Annotated in this window: 13 protein-coding genes, 1 tRNA gene and 1 pseudogene; 10 read left to right on the forward strand and 5 right to left on the reverse strand. The window is 43.8% G+C overall.

Annotation, left to right across the window (positions count from 1 at the left end):
• Positions 1-192: 192 nt before the first annotated feature.
• Positions 193-381, forward strand: a complete 189-nt coding sequence (locus EPB59_RS14070; protein ID WP_055034040.1) for a hypothetical protein — start codon at positions 193-195, stop codon at positions 379-381.
• Positions 382-537: 156 nt separating this feature from the next.
• Here the strand turns inward: EPB59_RS14070 and EPB59_RS14075 are convergent, their stop codons facing one another.
• The gene (locus EPB59_RS14075) at positions 538-1104 is read right to left on the reverse strand and encodes a PhnA domain-containing protein (RefSeq protein ID WP_055049841.1); all 567 of its coding nucleotides are present in this window, start codon (positions 1102-1104) and stop codon (positions 538-540) included.
• A 194-nt stretch (positions 1105-1298) separates the two neighbouring features.
• Here EPB59_RS14075 and EPB59_RS14080 point away from each other — a divergent pair, with 194 nt between their 5' ends.
• On the forward strand, positions 1299-2381 hold the full coding sequence (locus tag EPB59_RS14080; RefSeq protein ID WP_154173370.1) for a site-2 protease family protein: 1083 nt from the start codon (positions 1299-1301) through the stop codon (positions 2379-2381).
• Between the two features lie 93 nt (positions 2382-2474).
• Here EPB59_RS14080 and EPB59_RS14085 read toward each other — a convergent pair whose 3' ends face one another.
• The 3 genes from EPB59_RS14085 to EPB59_RS14095 form a co-directional block, all read right to left on the reverse strand.
• The gene (locus tag EPB59_RS14085) at positions 2475-2654 is read right to left on the reverse strand and encodes a hypothetical protein (RefSeq protein WP_055049843.1); all 180 of its coding nucleotides are present in this window, start codon (positions 2652-2654) and stop codon (positions 2475-2477) included.
• A 210-nt stretch (positions 2655-2864) separates the two neighbouring features.
• Complete coding sequence (locus EPB59_RS14090; protein ID WP_195707153.1) at positions 2865-5222, reverse strand: fatty acid cis/trans isomerase; 2358 nt, start codon at positions 5220-5222, stop codon at positions 2865-2867.
• Positions 5223-5364: 142 nt separating this feature from the next.
• Entirely contained in the window at positions 5365-6597 is a 1233-nt protein-coding gene (locus tag EPB59_RS14095; protein ID WP_154173373.1) for an L-lactate MFS transporter, read from the reverse strand.
• Positions 6598-7015: 418 nt separating this feature from the next.
• Here EPB59_RS14095 and EPB59_RS14100 point away from each other — a divergent pair, with 418 nt between their 5' ends.
• The 5 genes and pseudogenes from EPB59_RS14100 to EPB59_RS14120 all read left to right on the forward strand — a co-directional run bounded on the left by EPB59_RS14100 (position 7016) and on the right by EPB59_RS14120 (position 12094).
• Entirely contained in the window at positions 7016-7558 is a 543-nt protein-coding gene (locus EPB59_RS14100) for a DUF3332 domain-containing protein (RefSeq protein ID WP_055049846.1), read from the forward strand.
• Positions 7559-7788: 230 nt separating this feature from the next.
• On the forward strand, positions 7789-9168 hold the full coding sequence (locus EPB59_RS14105; RefSeq protein ID WP_055049847.1) for a transporter substrate-binding domain-containing diguanylate cyclase: 1380 nt from the start codon (positions 7789-7791) through the stop codon (positions 9166-9168).
• Positions 9169-9292: 124 nt separating this feature from the next.
• Positions 9293-9367: transfer RNA gene (locus EPB59_RS14110), tRNA-Gly, on the forward strand.
• Positions 9368-9465: 98 nt separating this feature from the next.
• Positions 9466-11034, forward strand: coding sequence for a gamma-glutamyltransferase family protein (locus tag EPB59_RS14115; RefSeq protein ID WP_154173375.1), 1569 nt, complete (start codon positions 9466-9468; stop codon positions 11032-11034).
• 119 nt (positions 11035-11153) lie between these two features.
• A pseudogene (locus tag EPB59_RS14120) lies at positions 11154-12094 on the forward strand (Solitary outer membrane autotransporter beta-barrel domain).
• Here the strand turns inward: EPB59_RS14120 and EPB59_RS14125 are convergent.
• Positions 12091-13329 carry a GGDEF domain-containing protein gene (locus EPB59_RS14125; RefSeq protein WP_154173377.1) on the reverse strand — a complete coding sequence of 413 codons (1239 nt, stop codon included), beginning with the start codon at positions 13327-13329 and terminating at the stop codon, positions 12091-12093. The pseudogene EPB59_RS14120 and the gene EPB59_RS14125 sit on opposite strands and share 4 nt — an antisense overlap.
• A gap of 277 nt (positions 13330-13606) precedes the next feature.
• On the opposite strand from EPB59_RS14125, the gene EPB59_RS14130 reads away from it, so the two are divergent.
• The 3 genes from EPB59_RS14130 (at position 13607) to pntA (ending at position 16111) form a co-directional block, all read left to right on the forward strand.
• The gene (locus EPB59_RS14130; protein WP_154173379.1) at positions 13607-13981 is read left to right on the forward strand and encodes a late competence development ComFB family protein; all 375 of its coding nucleotides are present in this window, start codon (positions 13607-13609) and stop codon (positions 13979-13981) included.
• A gap of 19 nt (positions 13982-14000) precedes the next feature.
• Complete coding sequence (locus EPB59_RS14135; protein WP_154173381.1) at positions 14001-14279, forward strand: HlyU family transcriptional regulator; 279 nt, start codon at positions 14001-14003, stop codon at positions 14277-14279.
• A 293-nt stretch (positions 14280-14572) separates the two neighbouring features.
• On the forward strand, positions 14573-16111 hold the full coding sequence (gene pntA / locus EPB59_RS14140; RefSeq protein WP_154173383.1) for a Re/Si-specific NAD(P)(+) transhydrogenase subunit alpha: 1539 nt from the start codon (positions 14573-14575) through the stop codon (positions 16109-16111).
• Positions 16112-16113 lie beyond the last annotated feature (2 nt).

Raw genomic sequence — 16113 nt, forward strand, 5'->3', positions numbered from 1 at the left:
TAATTATGCGATGAAAATGCTTGATTTTTGATCTTTTTGGTTTGAGATTGCATATCTAACCCGGCGTTTGTTAACGCCTTGTTTCATTAGTTTAACTTATTCGAATGTGTAAAATTAGTCATTTTCTAACCATCAAGTGATTGACTAATATTCACATCAACAAAGTAAGTGACCGATTCAAGAGAGGCTAACATGGCTCATGCAATGCAAATGGGAACAATGACTGTCCCAACCTCTAAGGATAAAAAAACCTATACGGTTAACTTCAAAGGATTGATTGCTCATCTGTTTGACATTTTGTTTGTAGATAATGAACCACGTCATTACTACGCTGCTGAAATGTCAGCACACATCCAAAAAGATGTGGGTTTGTACCGTTAAGCACACAAAAATCGAATTTGAAAAGTCGGCAAATTGCCGACTTTTTTGTTTTTAATTTTGGTTGATGGCATCACCTGATGCTGCAAATAAAGAAAAAGCGCCAACAGCGCTTTTTCTTTATTCATCTCGTTCGAACACTCAATGGTTCATTCGCGATTATTTTTTACGGCAGTATTCAGCAATGATGTACATGCTCTGGCCGTTGACTTTACCTTGAATATGCTTTGGATCTTCAGTCAGTGCGATACCACGAACTGCGGTACCTTGTTTGATCACCATGCTTGAGCCTTTCACTGGCAGATCTTTGATGACAGTAACATCGTCGCCTTTTTTCAGTTCAACACCGTTCACGTCACGTGGCTTTTCTGCATCATCATCCATACCGATCTCAGCCCACTTTGCAGTGTCTTCATCCAGATACATCATATCTAGCAGATCACGAGCCCAAGTTTCTGTTTCAGAAAGGCGTTTGAGTTGGCGCCATGCTTGAACCTGAACAGGTTGCACTTGGCTCCACATGCTGTCATTTAAACAACGCCAGTGATTTACATCCACTGTCTCTGGGTTTTCGATTTGTCCTTTACAGGTGTCACACAGCATCACAGCGTGATCAACAGTGACTAAGGCATGCGGAGCAACCACAAAAGGAGAAAGAGGAGCTGATGCAGCGCATAACTCGCATTGTGATTGACAGCGTTCAAGTAAAGTTGCTTCAGTAGACATAAGTACCCACCTTGTAAATAAATGTAAGCGCGTATTATCCATTTTAAGCTCAAGATTTAAAGGGATAATCGGTAAATTCATCCAAATCACAGATTTTCTTGAGCAACAGGCGCAGCTGGAAATGGGAAATTTCTGCTTCTTTTCAAGGCTTTCGTTATAATACGGCATCTTTATAGCGACCATCGGATTGAAACTTGGAACTGCTTCGCATTGATTATTTAGGCAAACCATTACGACTAGAAGGGTCGATGGCAGGATGGCAACAACTGTTTTGGAATGACATTCTGGTAGCACAGCGTGCTGCTCAGGAGAGCAATGATGGAGAGATTCAGCATCATTTCCAACTGACGCAAGGGGAGACTGCGCTGGATTGTTGTGTTGCGATCCAATTGACTTGGCAACCGTTTGAATTGCGTTACCAAACGTTGCTCAATGGTGACGTTATTTCGCAAGGCGTGCGTAGTGAAAAAGACATTGAGCGCCAAACGCCACATGAAGCGCCAAAAGTGGAACGCAAATTGAGCGTGGTCGGATTGGCTTCGTTGGCGATGAAAGCGCTCAAGAGTGCCAAGATGATCAAGGTGGTGATGGCTTCCGCCAGTCTTGCGGCATATTCATGGCTATTTTCATTTCAGTTTGCCCTCGCGTTGATCGGCTGCCTGGTTTTTCACGAATATGGTCATGTGCGAGCAATGAAGTATTTTGGTATGAAAACCAAAGGAATATATCTGATCCCATTCTTCGGTGGCTTGGCACTCAGTGACGAGAAAATCAATACCCGTTGGCAAGATGTCGTTATCTCAATCATGGGACCCTGTTTTGGTTTTTTGCTTTCACTGCTTTTGGTGGGAGTGTACTGGGTAACCGATTCCCCGTTTTGGGCTGCTCTTGCCGTATTCAACGCATTTTTGAATTTGTTTAACTTATTGCCAGTATTACCACTAGATGGTGGTCATGTGTTGAAAAGCGTGAGTTTTTCAATGAACAGCAAGGCGGGTCTTATTGTCTGTGTACTGGCGATAGCCGGCGGTATTGCACTGAGCTACCGCTTAGGCTTAACCCTGTTTGGATTCCTACTCTTGATGGGGACACTCGATATCATTTTTGAGTGGCGTCAACGTCATCATAGTCATTTGCTACCGCTTAACCGTTATGCGCAGGTAGTTTCTACTGTTTGGTATTTAGGGTTGGTGTGTGGCTTAATCGGAATCATCATCGGGTTTGCTTCCACGGGAGATACACTGTTGAGTCTACCGCTATTAATCTTGGGCACTTAGCTTTTGAGTCAAGCGATAAGAGCCAAATCGTTAGATTCGGCTCTTATGTCGACCCCCCAATCATCATGCTCAATACAGATGATCATTGGGTCATTAACGCCAATCGCTATCCCAGTATTCTCTACCTTCTGGTGCATAGGGTTCATGGCTGGTGACCTTACCGCGCAACTGTTCTAATTGCTGTTCAAGCAGAGTGACAGTTTCTAAATCACCTTCAGAACAAGCAACATAAATTTCTTGTTCAATGGTTTCAATGCGATCACGAATGTTCATCGACTACCTCCTGTGATGGCTCTTGCATGTCAATCATTAGGACATTGCGTTGATGGATTTTTATCCCATCAAGAATAAGTTTAGCCCAAAGCAATGTGGGTTTGTTATGTCAGTTTGACGACAAAACGATGGTTACTGCTAGGTACGAGTTAAGGCTGAGAAAAGATCCCCTTTAAGTGAACTTTTCTTAAAGGGGATAGGAAGGATGAATTAACGATTTTCGAAACGGTTGTAATCGAGCAAGCCAAATTCAATGGGTTGGTCTTGGCGGTACCATTGATGGACTTCATCGCTAAATGCCCAAAATTCGGGGGAACTGCGGCGAATGGCAAAACGATCCAGTAATGCAATATAGTCTTGCTCGGTCTTCATCTGGGCAAGGTGCTGATAAAGCTCTGGAATTTGATTTTCTTTCAGCTTCAAATACGCCGAAGGATAACTGCCCACAACACCTCGTACTAAGGTTAAATCATCGTTTTTGGGATCACGATTATTGTGCTCATCGAATAAGCTGGAAATATTGGTGTGTGCATTGTTATGGATAAGCGTAAACAGCTGCGACTGACCATGCTCATTTTCAACCATTAGCATCATCAATTGCGGGATAGGCAGTAAACCTTCCCCACGTAGATGATCGATCTGGCGTAGTACAAATTCATTTTCGGCTTTCAAACCTGTCTGAGTAACGGTGTAGCGTTGATTCAGCACAGGTTGTACCTGAGCACGAAGTTTTGTAAATAACTCCAGTTTCGGGTTGTCGCTAACATAGTGGACGCTAGTGGGTTGGTCAAAAGGTTTGACGTTGCGTTGCAAGAACGCTGAAAACTGTACGCTTTGGTCTTGGTACCAACTCGATAACTCTTGATGACGCATAGCACGAGGTAGGAGCGCAACAAAATTACTCTCACCTTCCATACGCAGAAAGTCCATAAACATACGCGTAATAAGCTGATGCCCGAAATTGCCGTAAACATCAAAACCGGCAACAAGTAGGTAATGGATACGCTCTAGTAAGGCATAATCCATTACCCAAGCGGTTTTCGGTGGCTCACCAACCAAACCTTGTACTACCGATGCACTATCAAAGTGGCGGAAAATGGTTAGCGCCGCATTCGGGTTAGTCCCTGAACCATCCCAAATAATATCCGTGGTAAGGTGTGTTCCATTTTTAAACCATTGATTAATGAATGCCGATTTAGCTTCAAGGTAACGGCTTTGTTGTAACGAATAGCGCACCCAATTACTCAAAGGAAGGGCGGTATTCTCTTGTTCCGCGGGCAGTTTTAAGTTATCAACTTGTGAGCGATAAAACTCGTTGACCTCAGGCAGATCGGCTTTATCTGGATCAAGGAAAAAGACCCAGAATCGGTCATTTATGACGTTTAAGGCAAGCTGCCCCCGACAAACTGGCCCTTTAATAAACGCCATCACGGTGTTCTGGGCATTATCTAGTAAGAACTTGAAACGTGCTTTCACGGGTAAATCAATAAATGCAGACATTGGGTTTGCTGCAATCTCTGGGGTGTAACTTGGTAACTGTGCAACGTGGTAGTCGGCATCAATAAACCATGTTTTCCAGTTTGCTATGCGTTGTTGATTGAGGGCAAAAGGCATGTGTGTTTTATCCACAATCGTTTCTTGCTCTGGGATCAGGCGATAGTAAACACGCTCAACCTTTGGATCATCATAAGGACGGCGAGTCGCAATCCGCTTCACAGGCTCACTGGGTGGTGTCGCTGAGCGAACCAATTTAAAGAAACGCGGGCGTTCTACGGCGATGTCTGAAAAATAGAGATGTGAGAGAAATAAGTGCTCATAGATATAACGTGCAGTGAGCTGATTTTTACGTGCACTGAAATTCAGCAGAGCTTCATATTCATCCACTAAGGTTTGTTCTTGTTGTGAAAGCGGCAAAGGCTGATTCATGACCGCACCTTGTTCTAGCCAAGAGAGAAGCGTTGCGTATTCATTTGCGGATAAGTTCGGCATGCCAAAAGGCATTCCCCAGTTTGGGTTGTTTTTTTCATATTGCGCCATCTCATTGATCGTTGGACAGGTTTGTTCACGATCGATCGAAAAATCAAATCCCGTCAATTGATCTTGTTTAGGTAATGGGTGGCGCTCTTTTTGCATCAATAAACGAGCCATAACACCCGCATCAAGGTTGGCTTGTTGTATTTGGTCTCGTTCATTCAATACGGGATGAAAACCTGCCTCACGCCATTGTTGAGTAAATTGTGCATCTTCATAAAGACGAGTCGGCGTGGCTGCAGTCAGACGAGTGCCTTGATAAACCAATGCTTTACTCGCTCCGCGATCAATTCCGTCAACCGAGGTCATTTTTAACTGACAAGGGGCATCGTAACAGGCATGGCAAACAACACAGCGATTATCAATGATCGGTTTCACTTCCTTCATGAAATATTGTGCTTGATTTGATTGCAGAGGCACCTGCCGGTTGCGGACATGCTCTGTACCAAACAATTGGTCATAATTGATGCCTGCGTACATAGCACACCCGGAAAATAGAGTCACGAATAGCAGAAGGAGAGAGGATTTAGAGTTCATGTTCACTAAACGAAAAATGAGAATGAGTGAATTAAAGCAAAGGAAGAGGGGAAATGTCCAACTTGCGGCTTTCTCTACTAAGAGAAAGCAGATAAAAAAGAGCCTGACTAGGTCAGGCTCTGAACAACAAGAGAATTTCAGGTTATGCGGTTTGTAACTGTGCTACTTTTTCCGCAGACATCGGCTTAGTGATCAACGCAAGCACAATACATACAGCCATCATACCGGCAGAAATGGTGTAAGCGAGTGTATAACCGCCACCGTGAGTCATTGAGTAGCCGACAACGGCTGCACCAATCGCGCCACCAATACCCCATGAGGTATAAAGTACACCATAGTTAGTGCCGTAGTTTTTCAGACCATAGAATTCTGCGGTGATCGATGGAAAAACGGCCAACAAAGTACCATAGCCAATGGCCGCAATCGCAGTACCAATGATCAAGGTAAACTCAGAGTCGAATGAGGCAAACAGCACCATATTCACGCCTTGTAGTAAGAACGCGAGAAGAAGAGTACGTACACCACCAATCTTATCGGACAGGATACCCGCTGCAATACGGCCACCAGAGTTAAAAATCGCTAAGATAGAAGCAAGGTAAACGGCATTAGGCAGATTGGCCTGAACGCTGGCGATATTGGTGATGTTCCCGATGATCATTAGGCCAACAGAAGCGGCTAGGGCATACATTAACCACAGCGCATAAAATTGTGGTGTTTTCAGCATCGCTTTCCAGCTTAGATTTGCCGCTTTAGCGACAACCTTAGCTTCTTGACCTGCTTTTAGTGTTGGTTCGGCCGGAATATAACCCGTTGGCGGATTATTGATTGTGCAAGCCAGAGGAACGGCAATCACTAATACACCGACACCCAAGATCATAAAACTGGTTTGGATGCCAAGGTGAGTGATCAATGTAGACGTTAGCGGCGCAAGATAAATGGCAGCTAAACCAAAACCCGCAGCAATCAGACCGTTAACCATCCCTTTTTTACTTGGGTGGAACCATTTCATCGCCGAAGGTGATAGGCAAGCATAACCAAAGCCGATACCTGCCCCAGTGATCACTCCAAAAGTGATGTTGAGCATCAGCACAGAAGATGCAAAACCAGAGGCAATCATGCCAAGGCCTGTCAATGTTGTGCCTAGGATCAGGATATTACGAGGCCCCATACGATCTTGTAAAATGCCCGCAACTAAAAGACAGACAGAAAAAGCGATGGTCGCAATAGCATAAGGTGAAGACGCATCAGCTGCACTCCAACCAAAGTCGGTTACTAGGGCTTTGTTAAATACGCTCCAGGCATAAAGAATGCCAAGACAAAGGTTGATACAGAAACCCGCCAGCAGAATGCGCATAGCTTTATCAATCTTGCTCATTATTTGTGATACTCAATAAAAATTAGGATAGACAACCCCATTTACTAGGGTATTTGTTCAAAATAACTTTGCAAAATTCAACGTTTTTGGCAAAGCGCGCGGATTATATCCAATACACTTGTGATTGGAATCACTTTTTTTAGGTCGGCAAAAAATATTTTTTGGGCGTTTCTAGACTGTTGTGTGTCTGGATAAAAAAGTACCTTTATCTCACAGCAAGCAATCAATCGTCGTATTGATTGTGGTCACCCATTAGCAGTATGAATGTTACTGTGTTGTGCCAAACTATCACTGTGCGATATCGGTTTTCGCGTACTCAAAGAGCTTGGTAAAAATAGGGTTAATTTGATTTTTAACCTCTTCCTAAACCCTAAAAAATCTCTATTATCGCCGCCCTTTCCATATGTATAGAGATAGTATGAAACCGCAAGTATTAAAAATGACATTGGTTGCCAGCCTAGGTGTAACCTCATTAACGGGTTGTATGGGGCAAATGGCTGCAACAGGCTTAGTGAATAAGTTCAACTTAGAAGTTGTCGACAACCGCTATGCACGAGAAGGCTTGTTCTTACTACTTTCACCAGTGTATGGTTTAACCAGTACGGCTGATTTGTTTATTTTCAACTCGATTGAATTTTGGACAGGTAAAAACCCGATTTCAGGAAAATCGCCAGCTGTGGTCGATATGCCGGCAAATGCCATTATTAAAGTTAATGGTCAGCTAGATCGCTCACTGACGGAAGCACCTTTACAAACCAATGTACTCCCCATTGAAAAGGCGACAATGCAACAGCTCGATGAAGAAACTCTGCAAATGGAAGTGACTTACGTTGATGGTTCACGCAAAGTCTTACGTGGAGAGAAAGGGCAAAATGATGTCGCTTTCTACCTTGATGACGAACTGCTTACCGTAGTGAGTAATCAAGAGCTGAACGCTTATATCCAAGCAAACAATACTTAACTCGCCCATCTCAAGCCTATTGGCGTGATCGCGCGAATAAGATCAGTATTACCCACGAGCATAAACGGTAGTGAGTGGGTAATTCCTAAGTAGTAAATATCTTTTCAATCAAATGATCTATTCGGTTTGTATTCAACCCCACTCACCGCCATACTTCCTAGTACCTGCATTCATGAAATACGCGTCCCTCATATTGTAAATTAATGAGGCTTATCAAGGATATTATGCGAATGAAGCATCGCTTTTCACATCGATTTTTTCTCATTGTGCTGTGCAGCCTCATCGCGTCTTCGGCTGGCATGGCGGATGAAAGGCAGACGCTTATCATCACGAACTCCAAAGCGTGGAAGCCGTATTCATACCTTGACGATCAAGGAAAACCGTCAGGAATTTTGATCGACTATTGGCTCGCGTATGGTCAAGCGAATAAGGTCAATATTGAGTTTAAACTGATGGACTGGGGGGAATCATTACAGGCCGTGAAATCAGGGCAAGCGGATATCCATGCCGGATTAGTCCGTTCACCTGTCCGTTTACAGTATTTAGATTTTGGAATGCCGTTGCTGGAATTGGATACTGACCTGTTTGTACATCAAAGCTTATTGGGTGAGAAACTCAGTGAATTACTTGCTGGCCAGCTGGATGTTTCGGTGGGGGTGGTAAAAGGTGGATTTGAACAGGAATTTGCTCAACGGCGCTTTCCTGAGCTCACCTTGATTGAATACCTCGACAATGATCTTATGATGCAAGCGGTGCAAAGAGGAGAACTGGATGCCTTTATTGCAGACTCACAAGTGGCCAATTTTTATATTGTGATTGAGAAAGGAGCGAAAGAGTTTACGCCCGCACAATTTCTATATTCAGAGCTATTGCGTCCAGCGGTACAAAAAGGCAATGAAAAGTTACTTAAAGAAATCAATCAAGGCTTCAATAAACTGACAACAGAAGAGAAAAACCGCATTTTGAGTCGTTGGGTTCATATTGAAACCGTCTATCCCCGTTATTTGATCCCAGCTCTCGCTGCAAGCATCGTTATAGCGGCTCTATTTTACACGATTCAACTACGCCGAACTGTTCGTTTACGAACTCAACAGTTAGAAGATGCAAATCAAAAACTTACCCATTTAGCGCAAACAGACAGTTTAACTGGGATTCACAACCGCCACTTCTTTTTTAGTCAATTACGTAAAACACAACAAGAGTCAGGAAGCTTAACGTTGATGGTGTTTGATATTGATGATTTTAAGACGATCAATGATTCCTACGGCCACGGTATTGGTGATAAAGCGATTTGCCTTGTGGCGGCCTGTGTGCGTGAAATCCTTCCCTCTGAAATGCAATTTGCCAGAATCGGAGGAGAGGAGTTTGCCATTTTGATTCGTGCAAAAAGTGCGGCGGAATCACTTCAATTGGCTGAACGAATTCGCCAACGGATTGCGGAGAAAAAGTTGGTGGTCTCTACCACTGAGTTTGTTTCTTTAACCGTGAGCATCGGTTGTGCATTTTATCCATCACCTGAAAATCCATTTACTCTCCATGCAGCAGATAGTTTGATGTACGAAGGAAAGCATAAAGGGAAGAACCAAGTGGTGTTCCGTGAGTTAGTCTAATTTTGCTGGATTAATACTCTATTTTCGACTGTTTGCTCACATCGTAATCAAACAGCATGCAAATGATTAAAAAGAGGTTTTCTTTTCGTGTGAGTGTGGCATATTAGCAGCGTCTCTTCGGTGCGCGGGCATCGTATAATGGCTATTACCTCAGCCTTCCAAGCTGATGATGCGGGTTCGATTCCCGCTGCCCGCTCCAAGTCCTAGCGTTATATCCCTCTGTTCTACCAACGTACAATAGCCCAGTTAATGCAAAACATTTAACGTGTTCTCGTAAACATTTTTACGAGGTGAACAATGGCAAATGTCGCTTTTACTGCCCCACATTTTAAAGCCAGTGATGTCGGTTTAAAGATTCTCCGTCAAGGCGGTACCGCCTGTGAAGCTATGGTTGCAGCTGCCGCAATGATTGCAGTGCAATATCCACATATGAACAGTATTGGTGGTGATGGTTTTTGGCTGATTGCCCCTAAAAATAAGCCGCCATTCTCCATTGATGCTTGTGGTGCTTCTGCCCATAGCCTGTCACCGAGTGATTACAATCTTGTAAATGGTTTACCACAACAAGGTGGGGCTGCCGCTCTCACTATGGCGGGTACATTGTCGGGTTGGCAGATGGCGTTAGAACAATCCTCTTCTGGGATCAGCCTTGGTGATCTTCTTCGTCCGGCAATTTTAGCCGCAGATGAGGGGATTAGAGTGACTCCGAGTCTTGCTGCTGCAAGCCAAAAAACGTTGGCAAGGTTGGCTGAATTAGATGATTTTGCCAATGTCTATTTAAAGCCCAATCGACAGCCTCTGACTGTAGGTGACATTGTCACGCAAAGATCATTGGCGGCAACACTTTCGCATTTAGTGAAAGATGGCCTTGAGAGTTTCTATCGTGGTGATCTAGCGAAACAAATCGCGCAAGAGCTAAATACTGCAGGAAGTCCACTTAAACTCACCGATTTTTCCCAGCATCGTGCACAGATTGGTACCCCCTTAACCTGCCAAATATCACATGGTCAACTATATAACCTTGGAGCACCAACTCAAGGGTTAGCTTCACTACTTATTTTGGGTATGTATGACCGCCTAGTGCATCGAGCGACATCGGTAGCCGATCATGTACATATTCTGGTTGAAGCAACGAAGATTGCCTTCGATGTGCGCAATCATGCGATAACCGATCAAAAAGGGTTACCAACGGCTTTACAAGAGTATCTCGCTTGCTCTGAAATCGATGCCCTGACACAAAAAATTCAGTTACATCAAGCAACGCATTGGCCAAAAGAAACTCAAACAGGTGATACGGTATGGATGGGGGCTGTAGATAAGTACGGTACGATGGTCAGTTTTATTCAGAGTATTTATTGGGAGTTTGGTTGTGGTGTATTACTGCCTTCTAGCGGGATTCTTTGGAACATTCGTAGCCAAAGTTTTTCATTAGATCCTAACAATCTGAATTGTCTTGCGCCGAATAAGAAACCATTCCATACACTTAATCCGGCCTATGCACAGCTCAATGATGGCCGCAGAATGGTTTACGGTACAATGGGTGGCGACGGGCAGCCCCAGACACAAGCCTGTTTAATGAGCCGTTATCTATATCAAAACCAGACTCTTCAGGAGTCGATTGCTAAACCACGGTGGTTACTAGGAAGAACATGGGGAGATAGCTCGACTCAACTACGAATGGAAAGCTTATTAGCCGATGAGCTGAAACCTATTTTGTCTTCGAGGGGACATGCCATTCATTCTGTGTCAGAAAAGAATGAAATGATGGGACACGCTGGGGCAATTGTTTTACATCCTACGGGAGAGGTCGACGTAGCCACCGATCCTCGCAGTGATGGCGCTGGATTACAGGCCTCAATAGAATAATTCCACCAGAACAGTACCTTAAGAGTATTAAGTCGACTATTATCTGCAATCAGTACGTGAGGTAGGTATCAAAATTGATGAAGTTGTCATTACGATTGAGCTGTGGATGTTTTCTTGCTATGTCAGTTCCAGCTGCAGCTGAAAGCTATGATTTTATTCAAGATCAGCTTGAGCAAGCATTTTCGTCAAGCGTCGTTTTATCGGATAGTGACGTATTTACTGCAGGGTTTAACAATTTTGATCCTAACGATTGGTTTAAAACTGATAATGATAACTTGGGTACTGCTGAATCGATTGAAAACCGTAAGAAATACAAATCGAGTACTTTGCCGATCACGCTTTCATTAAGTGACGAAGATGCGTATCACCAACATCAACTATTCTTCCGACTTTCCGCTTCGGTGACCGACGATCAAATAAGTCTTTCCAATCTAAGCTCGGGAGACACGGAGCGTTATCGCCAATCGGTTTTAGGGGGAGCGATGTTTTATCGCTACCAGTACCGCTTAACTGAAAATTGGACCCTTACTCCCGCCGTTGGCACTCATTTGCTTTACTACCAAAATAGTGTGACTTACAACAATCCACAGTTTAAAGCGCTTTTTTCACCTTTCGATGGGATATTGCTGAACACTTATGCGTGGGCAAATCTGATGGAAGCCAATCTAAAGATTCAATATGAGGAAGAGAAAAGCTGGGGACATTGGAAAGCGTCTTCTGCGTGGCACTATTTTGGTGGGTATGGTTGGGGGAAAGCCAACAATGGCGATATTGGCAACCCGGAAGGGTGGTATGTCGCGAATACGTTAACTGGTGTTTATGATTTCACGCAGCTCGGACGTTCGGTGCAATCTATCTATGGCAGCATTAAACGAGTTGATTTGGGAAGTACACCGCAAGAACCCCTTGGAACACCAAACTATTATGAAGTAAGTCTGGGGTGGCTAATGACTCCTCCCTTTGCAATGAAGCTGGTTGATAATATTGGTTTAGGATTAACGTTTAACTATGGTAGTGCCTTCAAAGGGGCAGTATTGTTCTGTTCTTTAACCAAGACTAACTGGCCAATTTAACGCAATTTCGGCCGGCTTGTTTGGCGTTGTAGAGTGCACTATCAGCGGCTTTTAATGCTTCATGGGGATTTCGGTGCAGACTGGAATCACAGACACCAATGCTAATGGTAATTGTTACGATGTCACTATTTGATTTTCGTGACCGCTTCTTAGCACCTTCGTCATCATTTTTAGGGCGCTTTGTGGTGTTTCGGATAACTAATTCATAAGATTCAATATCTTGGCGTAAGTCCTCGATAAAGGTAAGAACCTCGTTTGCTACCTTGCCTTTGTAGATAATCGAAAACTCTTCCCCACCGTAACGGTAAACCCGGGCTTTACCTCCAATCTGGCGTAAGCGAGTTGCCACAAGCTTTAAAACATCATCACCGGTATCATGACCATAGGTATCATTAAACTTTTTAAAATGGTCAACATCCAGCATCGCAACGGTGAATTTTCTACCAATATGTTTGAGATCCTGATCCAAGGCTTGTCGACCAGGAATTTGGGTCAATGGATCGTTGAACGCCATTTCATGACCCGCTGAAATTAGGTAAATTAATATCATCAAGCCAGACAGAGAAAACATGGTTGTGGAAATGTAAGCAATGTGGAACAACACGAAAGCATTCATCGCCAGTAGAATAGCGCTGTATACAACTACATCGAGGATTTGGTTACGAGTTAAAACTGATATTGCTGCAATGCCAACTAAAGCGACTAGGTAAGCGACAACAATCAGTGGTAATCGGGAAATTTGTGGGACGACAAAAAAAATGTTTTCAGTAAGGCTTGAATGTTCGGTCTCACCAATATGCAATTGAGTTAACCAGGCCCAAAAAGCAAACAAGAGCAGAACCGCGAGATAGCTGAAAAATGAGCGACTAAATAAGCCTGAGTTTTTATAGGCATAAGGCAAGAAGCAGGCGACGGGCAGCAATAGGCTCAGCATAATCAGCTCAAGCATGGTTGAACTTTCTGTGAGAGGGATTTGTAAACGAACTTGAATCAACACATAAGCCAGCAGCATAGTCATCGCCACCATAGCAATCCGACTTTGCTTAAAAATATGCGCGACGATTAATGAGACGGTGAAAAGGATATATGGCAGATTCAGTGCCATACCAAGATTCGACTTTATTACCAACACCACATTATCCATGCCTAACCAGATTGCGGCCAATAGCAATAGAGGGAAACCGAAACGGAACCAAGGTGAAGTAACAAAGCTAGAAGACATGAATTCCTGAGGTTCTACATTGAATTAATGATAATTCTACGATTAAAAAACTGTTACCAAGCATACTTTGATTTCATGATTTTCCAAGCTTTTTACTAAACTTCAGTGATGAAAACAGTGCTAATAGCGTAAGTTTATTGTGACAAGCGTGCGCTTGATTAAAGATAAACCACTGTAAATTCGTCTACAGTAATCTCAGTACCGCAAAAACTAGCGGTAAGAGCTATGCTAGATTTCGAGCGCGCAGGCTTTTGGCTGTCATATCGGAGAGATAAAAATGCAATTGAGTGAAGATGTTCACAACTATATGGAAACGTTAGTCGGTCAAGTTCTTGGGCTACCAGAGTATTCAGATGTTTACGGTCAGGATCAATTAGCTGACTTAGCTTGTTTGGCGTTATGTCAATTAAGACCCATCTACATTCGTCACGATATTGATTTTCTCTCTGCACTGCCTGAAACCAAACTGGTAATCCTTAAAGATCATGCATTGATCGCTGTTCAAGCCGCTGAATCCATGATAGTTAATGATCGGCGTCAGAATCGAGATTACGACGTACCGGTGATTTTTACTCATGCTCGCTTCGATGACGATGCCGAATTAGAGTGGTTTGAAACGCCAATCGTTAATAAAGTTCAGCACAATCAATAAGAATAAGGAATATGACAACGTGGGATTATTTTCACGCCTTTTTGGGAAAGCCAAACCGCAAGAATTACCTGAGGTTCAACCATTCGAGTACAAAGGATTCATGATTTATCGAGAGCCCATAGCGGAAAACGGCCAGTTTCGTATAGCTGGTCGAATCACTCAAGAAATCAATGGAGAACTGAAAACCCACCGCTTTATTCGGTCAGATTTGCTGTCAAACAAAACCGATGCGGAAGAGCTTATGCTTAAAAAAGCTCAGCTCTTTATTGATCAAATGTCTGGGCAGATTTTTTCGTAACCAACCTAGATATTGATAGAAATCATGAATGCCTCATGCTCATGAGGCTATGCTAAGTGACTTTTCAAATACTGACATCATGTAACTCACTGTTTTTATGGAACCTTACCATCACTGGTTCGACCTCTGCTTTGTATGAAAACCGTTGTAATTATCTAACAGACTTCACACAATCAGCCTCTACCTGACATTAAAAGTAACCAAGCTTCGTAATTGAATTACAAACAACTTGCAGTTCATGTCATCGTCCGATAAAAACAGTTAATCATTGTGCCAATAGTCAAGGAACCGCTATGCAAATTGGTGTACCAAGAGAACGACTCGCAGGAGAAACGCGGGTGGCTGCCTCACCGTCTTCGGTTGAACAGCTAATAAAATTAGGGTTTGAGGTTTGTATCGAATCTAAAGCTGGTGTGCTTGCCAGCTTCGATGATGCAGCTTATACCGCAGCAGGCGCTAAAATAGTCTCAAGCGAAGAGACTTGGGCTTGCCCACTTATCCTCAAAGTCAATGCACCATTGGAGGAAGAAATTGTTCTTCTCCAAGAAGGAACAACGTTAATCAGCTTTATATGGCCAGCACAAAATCCAGCTTTGATGGAAAAACTGGCAAGCAAAAAGATCAACGTTCTCGCTATGGATGCGGTTCCTCGTATCTCTCGCGCACAAGCTTTGGATGCGCTCTCTTCCATGGCCAACATCGCCGGTTATCGTGCGGTTGTTGAAGCCGCCCATGAATTTGGCCGATTTTTCACAGGCCAAATTACTGCTGCAGGCAAGGTGCCGCCAGCGAAAGTTTTTGTTGCTGGTGCTGGCGTTGCAGGTTTGGCCGCGATTGGTGCTGCAGGAAGCTTGGGCGCAATTGTGCGTGCTTTTGACGTTCGTCCCGAAGTGAAAGAGCAGGTTCAATCTATGGGCGCTGAGTTTCTGGAAGTGAATTTTCAAGAAACGGCAGGGTCCGGTGATGGCTACGCAAAAGAGATGTCGGACGAATTTAATCGTAAAGCGGCTGAGCTTTATGCTGCACAAGCGAAAGATGTCGATATCATTATTACGACGGCTTTGATCCCTGGCAAACCAGCGCCGAAACTGATCACCAAAGAAATGGTAGACAGTATGAAAGCGGGTAGTGTAATTGTGGATCTGGCGGCTGCAAACGGCGGTAACTGTGAATACACAGTCAAAGACCAAGTCATCACCACTGCAAATGGTGTGAAAGTGATTGGTTATACCGATATGGTTGGCCGACTTCCGACGCAATCTTCACAATTGTATGCCACTAACTTAGTGAATTTACTCAAACTGTTGAGTAAAGAAAAAGATGGCAACATCGATATTAACTTCGAAGATGTGGTATTGCGCGGTGTGACCGTTATTAAAGAGGGTGAAGTGACTTGGCCGGCTCCGCCGATTCAAGTTTCAGCGCAGCCACAACAAAAAGTGAAAGCTCAACCTGCCAAAGTGCAGAAAAAAGAGCAAGAGCCAACTTCTCCAGTCAAAAAACTCGCAGGTCTTGCCATTGGTGTTGGAGTATTCGCTTGGGTTGCTTCTGTTGCGCCCGCGGCTTTCCTCGGTCACTTCACAGTTTTTGTGCTTGCCTGTGTGGTGGGTTACTACGTGGTATGGAATGTGACCCATGCACTGCATACGCCTTTGATGTCTGTTACTAACGCGATCTCTGGGATTATTGTGGTGGGAGCCTTACTGCAAATTGGACAGGGGAGTGGCATTGTTACTTTCCTTGCCTGTATCGCTATTTTGATTGCAAGCATTAACATTTTTGGTGGCTTTACTGTCACTAAACGTATGCTTGAAATGTTCCGTAAACACTAAAG

The sequence above is a fragment of the Vibrio metoecus genome, from assembly GCF_009665255.1.
Classification (GTDB): domain Bacteria; phylum Pseudomonadota; class Gammaproteobacteria; order Enterobacterales; family Vibrionaceae; genus Vibrio; species Vibrio metoecus_B.